10 protein-coding genes and 2 pseudogenes are annotated in these 18,125 nt (G+C 44.3%); 1 reads left to right on the top strand and 11 read right to left on the bottom strand.

Annotation, left to right across the window (positions count from 1 at the left end):
• The 4 genes and pseudogenes from JGK14_RS34140 to JGK14_RS29505 all read right to left on the bottom strand — a co-directional run.
• Positions 1 to 83 (bottom strand): annotated as a pseudogene (locus JGK14_RS34140) (transposase DNA-binding-containing protein); the annotation flags it as partial.
• Between the two features lie 334 nt (positions 84 to 417).
• On the bottom strand, positions 418 to 2,076 hold the full coding sequence (locus tag JGK14_RS29515; RefSeq protein WP_293313160.1) for a diguanylate cyclase domain-containing protein: 1,659 nt from the start codon (positions 2,074 to 2,076) through the stop codon (positions 418 to 420).
• A 266-nt stretch (positions 2,077 to 2,342) separates the two neighbouring features.
• Positions 2,343 to 2,810, bottom strand: coding sequence for a response regulator (locus JGK14_RS29510; protein WP_293186054.1), 468 nt, complete (start codon positions 2,808 to 2,810; stop codon positions 2,343 to 2,345).
• Positions 2,807 to 2,956, bottom strand: coding sequence for a hypothetical protein (locus tag JGK14_RS29505; RefSeq protein WP_293193424.1), 150 nt, complete (start codon positions 2,954 to 2,956; stop codon positions 2,807 to 2,809). Before JGK14_RS29505 ends, JGK14_RS29510 begins: the two co-directional genes overlap by 4 nt.
• 9 nt (positions 2,957 to 2,965) lie before the next feature.
• Between JGK14_RS29505 and JGK14_RS29500 the strand changes: the two genes are divergently transcribed.
• Entirely contained in the window at positions 2,966 to 3,133 is a 168-nt protein-coding gene (locus JGK14_RS29500; protein WP_293186052.1) for a hypothetical protein, read from the top strand.
• A gap of 166 nt (positions 3,134 to 3,299) precedes the next feature.
• Here the strand turns inward: JGK14_RS29500 and JGK14_RS29495 are convergent, their stop codons facing one another.
• The 7 genes and pseudogenes from JGK14_RS29495 to JGK14_RS29465 all read right to left on the bottom strand — a co-directional run.
• Entirely contained in the window at positions 3,300 to 5,207 is a 1,908-nt protein-coding gene (locus JGK14_RS29495) for an ATP-binding protein (protein ID WP_293197053.1), read from the bottom strand.
• The gene (locus JGK14_RS29490; RefSeq protein ID WP_293186050.1) at positions 5,208 to 7,142 is read right to left on the bottom strand and encodes a response regulator; all 1,935 of its coding nucleotides are present in this window, start codon (positions 7,140 to 7,142) and stop codon (positions 5,208 to 5,210) included.
• A gap of 618 nt (positions 7,143 to 7,760) precedes the next feature.
• Entirely contained in the window at positions 7,761 to 10,940 is a 3,180-nt protein-coding gene (locus JGK14_RS29485) for a PAS domain S-box protein (RefSeq protein WP_325315820.1), read from the bottom strand.
• The gene (locus tag JGK14_RS29480) at positions 10,937 to 11,335 is read right to left on the bottom strand and encodes a response regulator (protein WP_293186045.1); all 399 of its coding nucleotides are present in this window, start codon (positions 11,333 to 11,335) and stop codon (positions 10,937 to 10,939) included. Before JGK14_RS29480 ends, JGK14_RS29485 begins: the two co-directional genes overlap by 4 nt.
• Before the next feature lie 52 nt (positions 11,336 to 11,387).
• Positions 11,388 to 13,943 (bottom strand): CBS domain-containing protein, encoded by a 2,556-nt coding sequence (locus JGK14_RS29475; RefSeq protein ID WP_325315819.1) that lies wholly within the window; start codon positions 13,941 to 13,943, stop codon positions 11,388 to 11,390.
• A gap of 290 nt (positions 13,944 to 14,233) precedes the next feature.
• The gene (locus JGK14_RS29470; protein WP_325315818.1) at positions 14,234 to 17,287 is read right to left on the bottom strand and encodes a trifunctional serine/threonine-protein kinase/ATP-binding protein/sensor histidine kinase; all 3,054 of its coding nucleotides are present in this window, start codon (positions 17,285 to 17,287) and stop codon (positions 14,234 to 14,236) included.
• A 160-nt stretch (positions 17,288 to 17,447) separates the two neighbouring features.
• Positions 17,448 to 18,092: pseudogene (locus tag JGK14_RS29465) on the bottom strand (IS1 family transposase); the annotation flags it as partial.
• Between the last annotated feature and the right edge of the window lie 33 nt (positions 18,093 to 18,125).

The raw sequence follows: 18,125 nt of genomic DNA, 5'->3' as shown, positions 1-18,125 counted from the left end.
CTGGATGTTGGTTTATCACTCAAGTTAGAAACAATTTTCATGAATCTATTTGTTCTTCTTGCATCTCCCAATTGAGTCTTTTCTAATTCTTCCCTTACCTATTGATCGATCATTTTAATCTCATTCCTGGGCGATCGCCCGATCGTTTAACATCACAGATGTTGATTTTTGTCAAATTTATTGTTAAGAAAGATGTTTATAAAGCATAGTTTTTTAAGGGGGGTTAGGGGGGATCTGTCTTAAGTGAACAGTATTGGGTTATATAAGAAGATAGAGATGAATACAGGACGATGCAATCGGATTTGATATTATTTGTTAGTTGGCAGTTGTTAGTTCCCACCAATGCCCAATGCTCAATGCTCAATGCCCAATGCCCTGTTTGGCCAATGCCCTGTTTGGCCAATTCCTAATTCCCAATTACATCAAAATTGGGGAAGATTCCGGCTTGCTGGCGTGACAAATACGATTTTTGCCTTCGGTTTTGGCTTGATAAAGGGCGCTGTCAGCGCTGCGAATTAGGATGTCGGGAGATTGCTGGGCAGAAGGAATCGCTGTGGCAATTCCGCAACTGACGGTAACGTAGGAGCCGATCGACGATCGCGCGTGGGGCAGTTGCAAGCTGGCAATGCGATCGCAAATTTTCCGGGCGACAATGTTTGCCCCTTCGGCGCTGGTGTTGGGCAGCACTATGGCAAATTCTTCGCCGCCGTAGCGGGCAGGCAAATCCCCAGCCCGCTTGGTACAAGAGGCGATCGCCTTGGCAACTTGGCGCAAACAATCGTCGCCGCCGAGGTGCCCGTAAAAGTCGTTATAAAGTTTAAAAAAGTCGATGTCAAACATAATTAAAGACACTGGCAGTTCCTCTCTTGCCAATCTGCGCCACTCTAACATCAAAACGCGATCGAACTGGCGGCGGTTGGCAATGCCCGTCAGTCCGTCAGTAGTGGCCAGTTCCTGCAATTTTTGATTGGCTATTGCTAGCTGGCGGTAAAGTTGAGATTGTTCGATCGCGATCGCCACTTGATTCGCCAAGTGCTGTAAAAAATCTATTTCCCACTGCTGCCATTCCCTCGTCTCGCTGCAATTGTATGCTGTCAGCATTCCCCACAAATTATTGCGATTTTCTCTCTCTAAATCCGGCGCACTTTTTCCCTGTGCCTGCGGTTTGCCAACAGCCGGCAGCGAGAGATAATTTTCGGCTGCATATTGATTTTTTTCTGCATCCCAAATACTACCTTCTAGTCTTTGGTTTGCCGTTTCCCAGTCGCCCGATTGCCAAATTGGCACGCTTAAAACTGCTGCAATTTCACAATCTGCCAGCAATTCTTTGCAACTGCCAGACAATGCGGCCGCGTTCACATCTGCTATTGCTTGTACCGACTGGGATTCGAGCAAGAAAAAGCATGAAACTGCCAAAGCAGCATTAATATTTTGGTTTTCAATATAACCGTCTGGCAAACCGTCACCTGCGACGATCGCACCTTTTTGCTCTTCCCCGTCAAATTGAGACGCCCAATCCTGACAGCGATAAATTAAAACCCGGTCTGTTTTGAGAAATTGGCGCACTTCTGCTACGGTACTTTGAAGAATGCTTGCCGCGTCTATTGACGATCGAATATGTTCGATCATTTGTCCCAACAGCCGCTCTCGGATCGCCTGCTGTCGCAATTGTTCTTCGACTTGTTGGCGTTCGATCGCGTAATGGATTGCTCGCACCAGCAGAGTTCTCTGAAATCTTCCCTTTACCAAACAATCTTGAGCGCCCGATCGCAATACCGACAGCGCCGTATTCTCATCATTGCTATCCGTCAGCACCACAACTGGCACTGTGGGCGATCGGGCTTTCAAAACGGCGAGATCCTCGCTTCCCCCCAAGCCGTCTGACACTGACAAGTCTAATAGTACGGCGTCAAACTTTTCTGCTTCCAGACACGCCAGTCCCCTCTCCAGAGATGTAACAGTTTGGAGGCGAAACACAGCCTCGCTGAATGACCCTAAAAGATCTTCGATCAGCGTTGCATCTGCGAGGTCATCCTCAACCAACAAAATTTTCAGACATTGGTTACGTGTTAACACAACTATAGCGTTTGGAGCCGGTTTAAGGAAAGTTTTTTGTTTTGAGAGCGATACTGGCGATCGGCACTAAACAACAATAATATCTTCTAGCGGCGGGTTGAACCCGGATTTTTTCTAGCCGGCAGTGGAGCACTGCTCTCACCCACCCTCCCCATCAGCCTGTTTATTTGTACATACCTACTGATTTGCGTTTGCGATCGAGCCAATATGTCGGTCTATCAAATTCAGTTTACACTCAAACTATCGATCTAGCCATCAATTAAAGCTTACAGATCCGCAGGCGGGAGCGAAACGATTTCAAACCAATACTGGCATAAAGTCTTCATTACTTCCACCAATCCTTGAAAAGTGACTGGTTTAGATATGAAAGAATTCGCACCCAAGCGGTAGCAAAGCAAGATATCTCCGCTGCGGTGCGACGTTGTGAGAATCACCACCGGAATTTGTTGAAACTGGGGGTCAGATCTGATCGAAGTTAGTGCTTCTCGCCCGTCAAGCCTCGGCATATTCAGATCCAAAAGTATCAGGTCTGGTCGATGCCAATTGCTGCCACCAGCATATTGACGGCGACGGTACAAATAGTCTAGCACTTGTTCTCCATTTTCCACAAATTCGCTTCTGATTGGTAATCGAACTTCTCGCAGTGCTTCCTCCACCAAAAAGCGCGTGTCCTCGTCATCGTTTGCTATTAAAATAGTAAATTTTTTCTTTTCATTTTTCTTTGGATAATTCACGGCTTGGCCTCACGACTAATTGATTTTGTGAGGTAGCGGGACTTGAAGCGGTTTGCGATCGCCTGCAAAGCATCTGTTGCCACGACGATCTGGCAAATCTGGCCCATAACACTGAATTTGTGTTGCAGCAATTGGCGGTTTTGCATAATTCGCAAATGTTTGTCACTAATCTTTGTTTCACTTGGCAGTCTCTGGGAGAACCGGCAAACGGCAAAGACATCAGAAATGCTTGTCCGGAAATTCCTACTAAAACTACTGTATCCCAAAGCCAGGTGCTCTGGATACAGTTGAAACAAACTGACAAGTCTGGCGCACACCGCTGATTTTTAAGTTGTATAGGGAGCGAGCTAATATCTTTATACTGAATGATTTTTAGCTTGATGTCATCAGTGAATATGCTAAAATTTATGAGTATTTGTATAAAAAAATGATAAATATATTTAGAGTTTAAGCAAATGACTGCTCACCGATCCAAGCAGAATGCTGATTTCAATGTGTAACAGGAACAGAAAAATAAAAAGTCGAGCCTCGACCAGGTGATGATTCTACCCAAAGCCGGCCGCCATGCCGATCGACAATTCTCTGACAAATCGCTAAACCGATACCTGTTCCCGAATACTCTTTTTGGGTGTGCAAGCGCTGAAAAATCTGAAAAATTCGTGGATGGTGCTGTTCGGGAATGCCAATACCGTTGTCCTGCACCGCAAACACCCAGTTATCCCCCTGAAGCGAAGCGCCCACCTGTACCACCGGCGCCTCGCTGCTACGGTATTTAATGGCATTGCCAATTAAATTTTGAAACAGTTGCAACAGTTGAAAACAGTCACCTCTTACCATTGGCAAATCGCCCCTAGTTACAGTAGCTTGATGCTTGCGGATTGCCAACTGCAAATTAGCGCAAGCATCCTCAAAAACCTGATTGCAATTTATCAGCTCAAAAGGTTTTTGACTGCGACCGACTCGCGAATACTCCAGCAAGTCATCAATCAGCGCCTGCATCCGCACGCAAGAATTAACAATATTGCCGACAAATTTATTCCCCTGGGCATCAAGTTGGTTTTGATAGCGCCGTTCTAATAGTTGAGCGTAGCCTGCAATCGTGCCCAAAGGTGCTTGCAAATCGTGAGAAGCCACGTAGGCAAACTGTTCTAATTCGGCATTAGAACGAGTCAGTTCTTCAGCATAACGGGTTTGAGTTTCTAAACTTGCTTGCAGCAATTCTTGTACCAGCTTGCGCTCGGAAACATCCTCGATCGCACAAATCAAATATTGCGCGGTTCCCTCAGCATCGCGCATTACCGAAACAGTAACATTCGCCCAGCGCACTTCCCGATCTTTGCAGATCAAACGCTTTTCCCGAGAAAAAGTTTGAATTTCCCCGCATAACAGCAACCGCACGTATTCTCTGCCAGCTTCGATGTCATCAGGGTGAGTAATTGCCTGCCAATCAAGCTGCAACAATTCCGATTCTGCATAGCGGACAATTTGGCAAAAGCCGGGATTTACTCGCAAAAATTCACCTGAAAGTGTAGTTTTAGCGATGCCCACTGCTGCTTGCTCAAATATCGCGCGGAAACGTTCTTCACTTTCTCGCAGGGCAATTTCTCCTCGTTTGCGATCGGTGATATTGCGAAATGTTACTGCCAGACCGTCGTTTAATTTGACCGCAACAATGTGCAGCCAAGCACTTGTCTCTGAATTGTGTTCATAATAAAATTCTTGGTCTAAAATTTCTCCGGTTTCTACGACAGAAACGTACAAATCAAATAACCCATTATTGCGAATCTCGGGAATTTCTGCCAACAAATGATTGCCAACTATCGCATTTAATGGCCGACCAGAAATATTGTTGGCAGCAGGGTTGACTAACAGCCACAGGAAATCTACAATCTTTCCCTGACTGTTGCGGACGGCAGAATAAGCCACCACACCGTCTAAGGAACTATTTAAGACGCTAGCAAGCAGCGACTGCGACTGTTGCAGTTCAGTGTTTTGCTCTTTTAGTTGCTGTTGCAGTTTTTGCAAGCAGACTTGCTTGTCGATGCGCGCTAAAACTTCTTCTACTTGAAATGGCTTGAGAATATAGTCGGCGCCGCCCACTCGAAAAGCTTGTAATTTATCATTAATCTCATCTAATACACTTAAAAAAATTACCGGAATTTGTTCAGTTTCCGGTGTAGCTTTCAGTCTCCGACAAACTTCATAACCGTTCATTTCCGGCATTCTGATGTCGAGCAAAATTAAATCGGGGCAATGGGCGATCGCAGCCTTCAACGCCAGTTTACCGCAAATAGCTCGACAAACTTGATACCCCTGGGCAGTTAGCAGCTCGGATAAGAACCGCAGATTGCTCGGTTGGTCGTCAACCACCAATACTTTAATTTCACTATGCTCCATTTATTTTAAAATAGATTGAGTTAAATCCATTATCCTATCGAGTCGGTAATCTGCCAGCAAATCTTTTAAAGCCTCAGCTAACGTTGGATGAGTTTCCGAAATGCGATCGACAATTTGAATCGCCAGCTCTTCATCAACATCATTAACTGCGTCGTAGAGTTCCTGCACCCAACTTCGAGGCATCTGGGCGAGCAGCGGCGAGAAAAATGAATCTGGTTTTTCGCTCACAAAATAACGCCGTAAAGCCCCGACAGGGAGCGCGGGCAATTCTTGATAGATATAGCGCACTCCCAAGTAAGAAGCGATCTTATCAAAGAGCATTTGCTCTTGAAAAGGTTTCCGCACAAAATCGTCGCAACCTGCGGCAAGAATTTCGCCTTTTTTTTCCTCAAAAGTGCTAGCAGTCAGAGCAATAATTACAGTTCGACGCTCAGATGGTTTCTCTTTAGCTCTAATTTGTCTGACGGCTTCAAAACCGTCCATTACAGGCATTCGCGTATCCAGCCAAATTAAATCAGGGTGCCAACTTTCCCAAAGTTCAAGAGCTTGGAAGCCGTTTTCCGCTTCTCGGACTTCAAAACCAATTGGTTGCAGCATTTTCACCAGCAGCAGCCGATTTTCTTGATTGTCGTCAACTGCTAAAATCCGATAAATCGGTTGATCTGGTTGTAGTGCGATCGCCCGCTGCGATGTCGCCACTGTTATTTCAGATGAAGTAGCGGGAAATACTCGGATATTAAATTTAAAAATGGTTCCCTCACCTAAAACACTTTCTACCTCAATATCTCCGCCCATGATCTCTACATATTTTTTAGTGATTGTCAAACCCAATCCCGTACCGTCAGCCGCTTGTTTGCCAGCTTCTGTTTGCACGAAAGCCTCAAATAACTTGTCAATTTCTGCTGTTGCTATGCCAACTCCCGTGTCTTCAACTTCAAACAAAATAAAATAGCAATCGTCCGAAGTAGAATTAGGATAAACCTCCGATTTTGCGGGCTGGTGGTTGGCTTGCACAGCGCGCAGCCAAATACTGCCGCAGTTTGGTGTAAATTTTAGGGCATTTCCCAGCAAATTAATTAAACATACGCGCAGCTTTTTTTCATCAGTTTTGATGTATTGGGGAACATTCGGCTGCACGGAAAATCTTAGTTGCAAATTTTTGGTTTCAGCTTTGATTTGAAACATCTCTTCGAGAGTGTCGAGGAGTTGATAAAGGTCAAAGCTGCGTTCATCTAAGCCAATGATCCCAGCTTCTATTTTGGACAAGTCTAAAACATCGTTAATTAGTTCCAGCAAATGTTGACCGCTGCGGTTGATAATTCGGAGATTTTCAATATTTTCGTGGCTGAGTAAAGAGTCGCGGCTCATGACTTGGGTAAAACCCAGGATGGCGTTCAGGGGAGTCCGCAATTCGTGGCTCATGTTGGCAACGAATTGACTTTTTGCTAGGGATGCAGCGGCTGCGGCTTCTTCGGCTTTTTTGCGTTCTATTATTTCTTGTTGCAGTTCGGTATTGCGATCGATCAATTGTTTTTTCAGTCTTTGGATGGTCAGTTGATGTTCGATTCTCGCTAAAACTTCTGCTACATGAAACGGTTTGGTTATAAAATCTACTCCTCCTACTTTAAAGGCGGTTACTTTGTCTAATACTTCATCTAAAGCGCTAATAAAAATAACTGGAATTTCTGATGTTTTCGGATCGAGCTTGAGCTGCGTGCAGACTTCATAGCCGTCCATTTCCGGCATTTTTATGTCGAGCAAAATCAAGTCTGGAGAACCTGAACGCGCTGCTCTGATTGCCATTTTGCCGTTGATTACGCCCCGGACTTTGTAGCCGCGATCCGACAGCGTTGCTGATAAAACTTGCAAATTTTCGGGAGTGTCGTCAACAATTAATATGTTGCCTTTATTATTTTCTGTTTTATTGGTGGTCATTGATGGTATTTTGTGTTAAATTTATAATTGCTGAAATTATGAAAACCGATTAAATCGTCATTATAGCACTCGCTCCAGCATCAACTACTTCTATATTTACAGAACTTACCTACAAAAAAACGATAAACCGGGTTTTTCAACCAAGATAGAGAGCCTTCAACAGTTGACAGTTGACCGCTTGACAGTTGACAGTTTGAGAGCGACCTCTACCTATAAAGAAGAGGATTGGAGTAATGAATAGTCTGATTTTAATTTCTCCCTCGAAGGCGGGCGGGCTTTCAACCAATTCTTTCTGGTAATACGATTTTAGATGGGGAATGAATGATTCCATCAGGGTTGGGAGTGCTGGCAAAGCAGTTGCTTTTTTTGTGTAACTGGTATAACGAGATATTTTCGTTATAAAACCCAGTTTCTTCGTCCACCTTTATACTGATTTAAATAATCATCAAAGATAGTTTAGCCGATCGCCCACGAGCAAGTTTAGCAATAGTCGATCGACCTCAACCATCAATAATCCTGAGCCCGCCCCTCTCCTCTCCCCTCTCCCTTCCCCCCTCTTCCTGATGACTGATGACTAATGACTGATGACTGATGACTAATGACTTCTTCCTTCTTCCCTCAAACATTTCTAAATTCCTCAATCAAATCAATAATCCGATCGCACCGGAAGTTATTCGCCAAATCGGCGATCGCGCTGCGGTAAGGAGCATCAACAGGAGGAATCGACAACAGCAGCCGAAAAATCTCCTCGTTATCAACCGAATCCGCCGCCTCGTACAACTCATCAACCCATTGGGGAGGCATAGCTTCAAAAAATGAAGAATTCAGCGCAACAGGCAAAGGAGCCGTCACAGTCGGCGCCGAAACGTCACCACCAGCCACAGCATCAGAACTTAGCGAAGCTTCTCGATCGTAAACATAGCGGACACCCAGATACTTAGCCATCTTTTCCAGAATGACTTGTTCCCGAAAAGGCTTCGCGACAAAATCATCGCACCCAGCAGACAAAATCACCGATCGCTCTTCATCAAAAGCACTCGCCGTCAGAGCAATAATCACCGTTGCTTGACCCTTCAAATGCGCTTTAATCTGTTTAGTAGCTTCGTAGCCATCCATCACCGGCATCCGCATATCCATCCAAATCAAATGAGGTTCCCAACTCGACCACATGGACAAAGCTTCAACGCCATTTTCAGCCTGCCGCACAGTAAAACCGAGACATGACAGCATTCTCACCAGCAACAAACGGCTTTCCAGGCGATCGTCCACAGCTAAAATGCGGTATTCCGGCTGTCCGGGTTCCAGGCCCACAACGCGACGAGTTGTTTGAGCCACCTGAATTTCCACTTCATTAGGGAGCGAAACTTTAACATCAAATCTAAAAATGCTGCCGTTACCGACGCTGCTTGTCACCGTCATTTCTCCTCCCATTAACTCAACGAACTGTTTGCTGATCGGCAAGCCTAAACCAGTTCCTTCATGAGCTTTTTTCCCGCTTTCTGTCTGAGCAAAAGGCTTAAACAAACTATCCATTTCTTGGGCAGAAATTCCCGCCCCCGTGTCTTCCACTTCAAAGAGCAAGCAGCAATTTGCGATCCTCTTCGAGGGCTGCGCTAACGGCGGAATCTCTTCGTTATTTCTATTTGACAACAGCTCATGTTTGATTCTCAAGTTGACACCACCTTCCGCCGTAAACTTGATCGCATTTCCCACCACATTAATTAATACTTGACGCAACTTACTTTCATCTGTTTCTACATATTGAGGGAGGTTGGGCGCAGCATCACAAATTAACTGCAACCCTTTTTTTTCGGCTTGCAGCTTCAGCATATCTTCAGTATTTTCTAGCATTCTGTGCAAGTCGAAGGTGCTGTTATTGAGTGTCACCAGCCCGACTTCGATTTTTGACATTTGCAGAATATTGTTGATCAGATCGAGCAAATGTTCCCCGCTGCGGCTAATAATTCCTAAATATTGCTGTTGGTCACTACCGAAGGCTGCGTCGCGCGCCAGCAGTTGAGTGAAACCGAGAATCGCGTTGAGGGGAGTTCGCAATTCGTGGCTCATATTCGATAAAAATTCACTTTTCGCCCTGTTCGCTCTGTCGGCTTCTTCTTTGGCTTTTTGCAGCGATATTTCTGCTTGTTTGCGCTCAGTAATATCGCTGGCAGTGCCTGTGGTGCCGGTGATATTTCCTGCTGCATCCAATCGCGCGATCGCCTTTGTATTGACATCTATCTGCCTGCCGTCTTTCCCTAATACTATACTTTCGTACTGAAACACAGCATCTCCCGTCAGCAAGCGCTGCTGAAGTTCTCGGTTCCGGTCTATCTGTGCTGGTGCTAAGAAATCGCTAAAAGAATAGCCGAGCATTTCTTCCGGGTCATAACCGTAGATTTGTTTGACAGCTTGGTTGACAAAAGTCAGGTGTCCTTGGGCATCGCAAGACCAGATAATATCTTGGGAAGTTTCAACTAAATGACGGTATTTTTCTTCGCTTTCTGCTAATGCTATTTCCGCCAGTTTGCGGGCAGTAATGTCCATCAAAGTTGTGAAGAGTTTAGTCACTTGCCCTTGTTTGTTGACAACTACTTCTCCTCTGGATTCGATGTAGCGGATCGAGCCGCCTTCACTTGTCTGTGACGGGCAAGTATCCGCAGCAATTGTCGATTCCGGGCGCAGGATGCGATATTCCAAACTGTAGGATTTGCCGCTAGCAATAGCAGCGTCGATCGTTGTTTGCCATTTTTGGCGATCGTCCGGATGCACGTATTGCGAAAACTCACTTAGTGTTGGCGCAGCCTCGGTTGCATCGAGATCGAAAATATGAGATAATTCTTCCGACCAAGTAGTTGTATTGGCAGAAAAATCGCATTCCCAATTGCCGACGCGGGCGATTCTCTGCGCTGCGGCTAAAGATGCAGCTAGAGCCCGGAGTTTTTCTTCTGCCAATTTGCGATCGCTAATATCTTGAATCACCGAAATCACGCAGGTTTCGCCGTGAATGTCAATGATTTCAGCAGACACCAGCCCGGTTCTGAGTTCCCCAGTTTTAGTGCGCCAATCAAATTCGTAGTTACGAACAATTTTTTGTTCGTCTAACATTGCAAACAACTTGGCGCGGGCTTGTGTACTTTCCCAAAGATTCAAATCAAGCGCCGTGCGATCGATAATTTCTGCTGCCGAATAACCAATTGTCTGACAAAAAGCCTCATTGACTTCTAAATAACGACCGTCTTTAAGTCTAGTAATAGTAATTGGGTTGGGAGAAGAACGAAAAGCTTTAGCAAACTTTTCCTCAGACAAGCGCAGTTGTGCAGTCCGCTCCTCAACTAAAGTTTCCAATTCTTGATTCAGCTTTTGGAGTTGAGCATTTTGTTCCCCTAATTGCTTCTCCATAAAATAGCTGTTGACCGCTTCTTTTAAGGTCAACTTCAAATCTTCTGACTGCCAAGGCTTAGAGATGTAGCGGTACAATTTAGCATATTTAATAGTATTGGCCACAGCTTCGAGGTCTGCTTGCCCCGTCAGCATAATTTTGATAGTTTTTGGCGAAATTATGTGAATCTGCTTCAGCAATTCGTCCCCTTTGATATTGGGCATCAGGTAGTCGGAAATCACAGCCACGATTTCGCAACCCTCTTCCAGCAATTCATCTATCAACTCTAAAGCCTCTTCGCCGCCTTCGGCTGTTTCTAATAAATGTTCTTCTCCCAAGGCTTTTTTTAACTCAATCTTCAAACTTTCAAGGATGATCGGTTCGTCATCCACGCAAATAATCACAGGTTTATTGTTCATATTTTTGCTAAACCAGATTTTATAGTTTCTACTAATTCTTGACCGTCCCACGGCTTGTACAAACAGCGGTGCAAGTTTGCCTGCTCTTTCACCCGTTGTATTGCTATTTCATCAGCTTGCCCGGTCAGCATAACTTTCACAATATTGGGATATTTTTGGTGAACCCGGATCAAAAATTCATCTCCTTTAAGACCCGGCATCAACCAGTCAGATACTATGACCAAAATATCGCTTTCCTCTTCTCCTTGAATTTCCTCAATAATTTCGAGAGCTTCATCGGCATTTTCTGCTACTTCATAGAGGTAATCATCACCAAATTCTTTTTTCAGTTGAATCTTCAAACTGTTTAAGATTACAACTTCATCGTCAACACACAAAATTACTGGTTTTGGCATAAAATTTTACTCTTTTTTGATTTTAAAATTAACGGGCATATTGAGCCAAATTTTAATTATTGGTCTCAGTGATTTCGATAGGCAAGGATACAGTAAATTTGGTTTGACCAGGCACGCTTTCTACTTGCAGTTTACCTTGGTGTTTTTTAATGATTTTATGAACGATATCCAATCCCAAGCCGCTGCCTTCTCCAGGAGGTTTAGTAGTGAAAAATGGCTCAAAAATTCTAGGCATAATCTCTGGAGGAATGCCGGGGCCGCTGTCGGTAATACTGACTGATATTGCGTTATCTTGGTGTTTGACCTCAATTTTTAACATTCCTTTGTTGCCCATCGCTTGTAAAGCATTATGAAGCAAATTTGTCCAAACTTGATTTAGTTCATCAGGATAGCATAGCATAGAGGGTAAATCATTACCATAATTCCTGACGACTTCCACACCATGTTTGATTTGGTAGTGGTAAAGCGTTAAAACAGTATCAATCCCGTCGGTAATATTGGCGATCGCCTTGGAACCCGACTGGTCGTAACGAGAATAGCTTTTCAAGGCAAAAACAATTTTGGCTGCCCTATCTGTCGCAGTAACAATATTTTTAGTGCTTTTTTGTACCGTAGCAAATTCGTAAGCGGTTTGTAAAATATTTGGACTTGCGCTGTCTTTCAACAAAGGTAAAAAACGTTCTAAGTTATTGCAAATACCAATATCTAACAAGGTACAAGCAAGGCTGTCAGCGTCGTCAATTTTTTCTGATTCTAATTGCCGCTGCAAAAGTTTTTTCAACTGACGTTTTTCTTTACTAGATAAGTTGTCTGTTTCCTTACTTGAGTTGTACAGCAGGGCAAAGAAATCCTGCTGCCGTTCCGGGGATAGTTGCTTGAAAAATATCGGTAACTGGTGCAATTGTTCGGCCCAGAAGTCGGCGATGTTCTGCACCGAAGAGCGAATCGCCCCTAAAGGAGAATTGATTTCGTGGGCAACTCCGGCAATTAACTGTCCGAGGGCTGCCATTTTTTCTGATTGAATCAGCTCTTGTTGAGTGCGCTTCAGTTCTTCTAGGGTATGAGCTAATTCTACATTTTTTTTGCACAGCGCTGACTCTGCTAGTTTGCGGGCGCTGATGTTGCGGGCAACCCAAATCACTGCATCTTTTGAGAACAGAGAAATACAGGCGGAAAACCAAATTTCGCGATCGCCAACTGTTAAACTGTAGTCGAAATTGAGGGTTTGTTGCGTCTCTAACACTTGCTGAACTAGCATCCACCAATCATCGGGGTTGTCGTCGTCAAAAAAATGTTCGACCGTCAGGCTGACTAGATCGCAATCCGGCTCATAAACTGCCGCCGTATTAGTCGGCAAAACCTCTATGTTGCCATGAATATTTAGTACGAGAACGATGTCTGTCATCGCTTCAAAAACTGCACGAACTTTGGTTTCAGAAAAGTGTAATTTTTCTTCTAGCAATTTGCGATCGCTAATTTCTTGCTGTAATTCTTGGTTGCTGGCTCCTAGTTGAACCGTGCGTTCTCGAACTCGCTGCTCCAGTTCGGTGTTGAGGCGGCGGACTTCAGCTTCAGCGGTGGCGCGGTCTTGTATTTCCTTCTTTAACTGACTGTTCGTGTTAATTAATTCTAAAGTACGCAGCTTAATTTGCTCTTCTAGATTTTCATTTAATAACCGCAACTGTTCCTCTATTTCGGTTCTGCGAAGCGCTTCTTTTTGCAATTGTTCGTTCACTTTTTTTAACTCCAGGATATTTTCGGCAACTGTTTCCTGCAAAAGCTCGACATTCGCGTGCATTTCTACCGGATCTAAGGCGTGCAGCAGGCTACTTTGGGTGATAATTCCGGCTAAATATCCTCCATCGTCCACCACCACCAACCGCCGGATGTGGTGATCCTGCATGAACTGGTGAGCCTCCCACAATGTGGCTTTTGCCTGCAACGGCATCAGGGGAAAACTCATCGCGGCGGCGGCGCGAGTGCCAGCGAAATCGAGTCCGGTAGCTTGGAATTTAACAATGTCCCGTTCTGTAATTATGCCCACTGGTTTCTGATTTTTGTTGTCGCACTCATTGCAAATGACTATGCAGCTTTTGCGCTCAGTTGCCATCTGTTTTGCCACTTCTAAAACTGAGGTGTTAGTTGAGGCAATTCTTACTTCTGCGGTCATAATTTCTTCGGCGCGCCGCATTTGCAGCAAGTCGCCCGGTTTCAGGATTTGACGGATGCTTTCTCCGGTGATGGCGCCCAGCAAGTTTCCGCTGTTGTCTGTAACGGGCAAGTGACGGATTTTTGCCGATCGCAATATACTCAATATTTTGAAGATATTCCCCGCTTTATCGAGGGAAATGGCGATCGGCTTTTCAGTCATTACCTCAGCAATTATCAGCCCTGCTAGCGGTATTTCGCTCGCAGTTATTTTCACAACATCGCGCTCTGTAAAAATTCCCATCAGTTGCCGCTCAAACGCGATTAAAACGCAACTGGCTCTCGCCTGAGTCATGGCGGCGATCGCGACTTTCAAGGGCGTATCTGGAGGCAGTACCGGCGGTTTGCGGTCGATCGCCTGTTCTAAGAAGCTTTGGCTATCAAAAACTGTTATTGACATGGGCAAATCAAGGGGGAGATGCAGGTGGAACCGGCAATTAATGCCATTTTAGATTTGAGATTTGACAATCGCGGCACACTGACCGAAATCCAGGTTTGACATCAGTCTAGAGTTGCATTTTTGGTCGCGCCTCGGTATAATTTTTTGGAGCATCTCAGTTTTGTAAAAAACATTTTTTTTCTTTGAGTGCGAGCTGTCGCGAGCTCGCGAGTTATAGAATACGCGAGCTCGCGACAGCTCGCACTATAAAAGCAAAAATGAGATGCTCCCTAATTTTTATTGTAATAGCGCTAAACCGCGATCGGAATTGACACGATAAAGCTCGTTTGACCGATCGCAGATGTTACTTCTATCTTACCCGAATGTTTTTCGACAATTTTCTTAACAATATCCAGTCCCAAGCCGCTGCCTTCTCCAGCGGGTTTTGTGGTAAAGAACGGTTCAAATATGCGCGGCAAAATTTCCGGGGGAATTCCTGTGCCGTTATCCGTAACGCCCACCAACAGGATCTGATTTTCTACTCTGACATCTACTGTTAAAATTCCGCAATTGTTCATTGCTTGTAAAGCATTGTGAATCAGATTTGTCCAAACTTGATTGAGTTCGTCTGGATAGCACAGCAATTCAGGCAGTCCATCTTGATAATTCCTTACAACTTCTACTCCGTGTTTGAGTTGGTTATAATAAAGAGTTAATATAGTTTCAATTCCCTCAGTAATATTGGCAATAACCTTTTCTCCCGTAGAGTTAGAGCGAGAATATGCTTTTAAAGCAAAAACTACTTTTGCAGCTCTATCTGTAGCTGTGATAATAGTATTCGTACTTCTTTGCAAAGCAGTAAATTGATAGGCTTGCTGTAAAACATCCGAGCTAGTGGGGTCTTGCAGCAAAGGCAAAATTGATTCGATATTGTCGTAAATGCCGATATCAACTAAAGTGTCGGCTACTGTTTCTGGATTTGCCACAGAATTGTTTGATAGCTGCTGAATCAAAGCTCTTTTAAACTGGCGTTTTTCTCGGTTGGAAAAGAGCATCGTCCGCGACTGGTATTTGGGGAGCAGCGTCAATAAATCCGAGTAACGTTCCGGGGACATTTTGTGGAAAAAATCCGCGATTTGGGCCAGATTTTGATTGAAAAAATCGGCTAAATTCTCGACAGACGATCGAATCGCACCCAGGGGAGTATTGATTTCGTGAGCCACACCAGCAACTAGCTGTCCCAATGCTCCCATTTTTTCGGATTGAATGAGTTCTCGCTGCGTTGCTTGCAGGTGTTGCAGGGCTTCCGAGAGTTCTCTGGTGCGATCGGCTACTTGCATTTCCAAGGTTCTGTTGTACTCTGCTACCAGTTTCTCAGCTTGTTTGCGATCGGTGATATCGCTGAAAGCAGTAATCGCATAGACAATATTGTTTTTGTTGTCAAAAATCGGTTGCGAGTGCATTTCCAAAGGCACAATCTTCCCATCTCTGCGGAATTCTAAATTATCGGCGATCGCACTTTCGCCATTGAGAGCTCGCCAAGCCGGCAGTTGTTGTTCAGAACAGGGGCTTTCCTTTCCTGATATATAAATTTCAGAAGCTGATATCAACTCTTCACCTGTAGCTGACGGCGCCAAAATTCGATCCAGCAACCGCTGTCCAGTTTCATTGATGTAGGATACCTTACCCTGGGGATTATGTACAGTTATTCCCACAGGTAAAGCTTCTAAAAACTGCGTCAACTTGCTTTGACTTTCCCGTACTTCTGCGTAAAGTTTAGCGTTAGCAATAGAAACAGCAGCCTGCGTCGATAACAGTTGCAAAACCTCTACCCTGTCATCAGTAAAAGCACTCGTAGTGAGATTGTTCTCTAAATAAACCATCCCAATTAATTGACCTTGATTCAGCAAGGGCGCGCACAATATAGATTGAGAATTATGTCTGACAATATACGGATCGCGCGTAAATCTTCCTTTGTTAGCTGCGTCACTTTCTACAACATTTCTTTTCCTCCGAGCGACATAATTGATAATGGAAACAGGCAGGCACTTTTCAGCAGGAACCGACTGCAAAACATCCACGCGATCGCCATCTAATTTTCCCGAAGCTTCTACCAAAAACTTACCTCGGCTTTCCAAAATCAAAAAACCATTTTCTGCCCCCGCATTTTGCAGCATAATTCTCATCAACTTCGCCAGTAACTTGTCCAGCACAATCTCGCTAGCGATCGCAGCAAAGGCTTTCATCACTGCCGCCAAATCAAAAGTTTGGCCCGAATCGTGGCTGCTGGAAATATTAGTAACTGTAGCGCTGTCGCTGGCAATGCTAGTTGACACTGGAATTCTGATTAAAAATTGGGGATAGTGTGTTTCCAAATCCTCAACTTTAGCTTGAGCTCCCCAGTGAGTGTAACCATAGTGAGCATCAGCCAAATAAACTCGTGCAATCTTCTCTTTTCCCCAACCGATATAGAACTTAGCTGCAAGTTCGTTAGCGAGAGCTTCTTCGTTAAGATATTCGTTTTGCTTCGCCAAACCAATCGCGCGATCGTACTCCTCCATTGCCTGAAAATTATCGCCCAAAACCCGATATTTCTCAGCCTCAACCAGATGAAATTTGTGCAAGTGATTCATGGGGGCGCGTGCAGCCCATGTCTGCATTTTCTTTTGGTTTTCTCCTACTCTTTCGAGCAGCATCTCTCTCTCCAATACATCCGCCTCAGAACAAGCAGCTAGTGCAGCCAAAGAATCATAAAAATGAAACACCGGCACAGTTAAAAAACCAGTTCCTCCCATTAAACCTTGTCTAAATTTACCTGCATTTTCCAGTGCTTGGCACAAATCCCCGAATAAATAACACAGTATTAGCTTGTGCAAATAAAAGTAATGTATTCCCGTGCGATCGTTCGCTTTCGCCAGCAACGGTAGCAGATGCTCTTCTTCGCAAGCTGTCCCCGATAAATTGCAAGGATTCTCTGCTTCACCCAGCAAGTTAAGCACCGCTTGATGAAATATTTGATTGCACTGCAAGTTGATTGATTGCTTGAGTTGAGCCAGCAGGTTGCTAGATTCAGCAATTTCGACTTTTAGATTTGTAAGTTCTTGCCCTACCAAATAAGCATATTGAGATTTTTGTTTGGCACAATAAGCGACAAACTCAAAATCTCCATTTTTGAGCGCACTTTGATAGCTTTCTCGGAACATTGGCAGGGTTTCCCTGACATGATATTTGCTGTGAGCGATACAAGCTGCTACTATATATAATATTTTCCCTTTGAGGTTTTTTGCATTGAACATTGATGCTAAGTTTAAAGCCAATTCCCCTAACTTATTTGCCGATTCAATGTCTTGAGATTCGTAGTTCATAACTACGCCCCAAGCTGCGTAGAAAAAGGCAGAAAGCGGTGAATTTTCAGGTAGTCCCCTGAAGGAAAGGATCGACCGAATAAAACTGAATTCAAAGAAAAGTAGGCATTTAGAGTTGTAAATTAGCATTGTAATGATGGACAAACCGCCAAATTGCAGCAATATGATTTTCTAATTTTTTATAGAAGGCTAAGCTCTTTCTTACCAGTCGAGAAACTCGTTGTCGAATAGTACAGTTGAAGCGCTCGATATAGCTAGTCAAACCACTATCTTTATCTACACGGCGTGATGACGTTTGCTGGGTAATACAGAATCATAAGCACAAAACGTGGTCGGTATAAATTACTGCACATTGACGGTACACTGGTGGTATTGAATCCCATAAAGCGCTCGCCGATGCTGCGCTACGATCTCCAATATGTACACCAACAATTTCCCTAGTCTCGGCGTCCAATGCCAGCCAGACCCACTGCTGATTTCCTTTACTATCAACGAATGACCATAACTCATCCATCTGAACATTCAAGCGCTTTTTTTCCTTGGGAGTCACTTCCACTTGCTTCTTAACAGCAGCCGCTTGGCTATTAACGTATCGCTGCACTGTATCTTCTGACACTTGTAGTACCCGAGCAATTCCCGCCTGAGAAATACGTTCAAGTAGCATCCGTGACATTAATTCCTTTTGTTCTTTTGTAATAGGTTTCCATGCCGGATTTAAAACAAATTGACGACCACATTCTCGGCATTTATAATGAAAGTTTATGATGCCGAGTTTTACCGTTCCGACTAACTTCTTTTGAGCCACAATTAGGGCAACAATTAATTTCTAATGTCATAT

This window comes from Microcoleus sp. PH2017_28_MFU_U_A (genome assembly GCF_020738035.1).
In the GTDB taxonomy this organism is placed as follows: domain Bacteria; phylum Cyanobacteriota; class Cyanobacteriia; order Cyanobacteriales; family Microcoleaceae; genus Microcoleus.
Note: the sequence above shows the minus strand (reverse complement) of the source record. Positions and strands in the feature narration are given on the sequence as shown.

What these genes read in the sequence shown, in the direction of transcription:
- JGK14_RS29505 (WP_293193424.1), bottom strand. Translation starts at nt 2,956, where the DNA reads ATGCAAAACCGCCAATTGCTGCAACACAAATTCAGTGTTATGGGCCAG.
- JGK14_RS29500 (WP_293186052.1), top strand. Translation starts at nt 2,966, where the DNA reads ATGTTTGTCACTAATCTTTGTTTCACTTGGCAGTCTCTGGGAGAACCG.
- JGK14_RS29495 (WP_293197053.1), bottom strand. Translation starts at nt 5,207, where the DNA reads ATGGAGCATAGTGAAATTAAAGTATTGGTGGTTGACGACCAACCGAGC.
- JGK14_RS29490 (WP_293186050.1), bottom strand. Translation starts at nt 7,142, where the DNA reads ATGACCACCAATAAAACAGAAAATAATAAAGGCAACATATTAATTGTT.
- JGK14_RS29485 (WP_325315820.1), bottom strand. Translation starts at nt 10,940, where the DNA reads ATGAACAATAAACCTGTGATTATTTGCGTGGATGACGAACCGATCATC.
- JGK14_RS29480 (WP_293186045.1), bottom strand. Translation starts at nt 11,335, where the DNA reads ATGCCAAAACCAGTAATTTTGTGTGTTGACGATGAAGTTGTAATCTTA.
- JGK14_RS29475 (WP_325315819.1), bottom strand. Translation starts at nt 13,943, where the DNA reads ATGTCAATAACAGTTTTTGATAGCCAAAGCTTCTTAGAACAGGCGATC.
- JGK14_RS29470 (WP_325315818.1), bottom strand. Translation starts at nt 17,287, where the DNA reads ATGAACTACGAATCTCAAGACATTGAATCGGCAAATAAGTTAGGGGAA.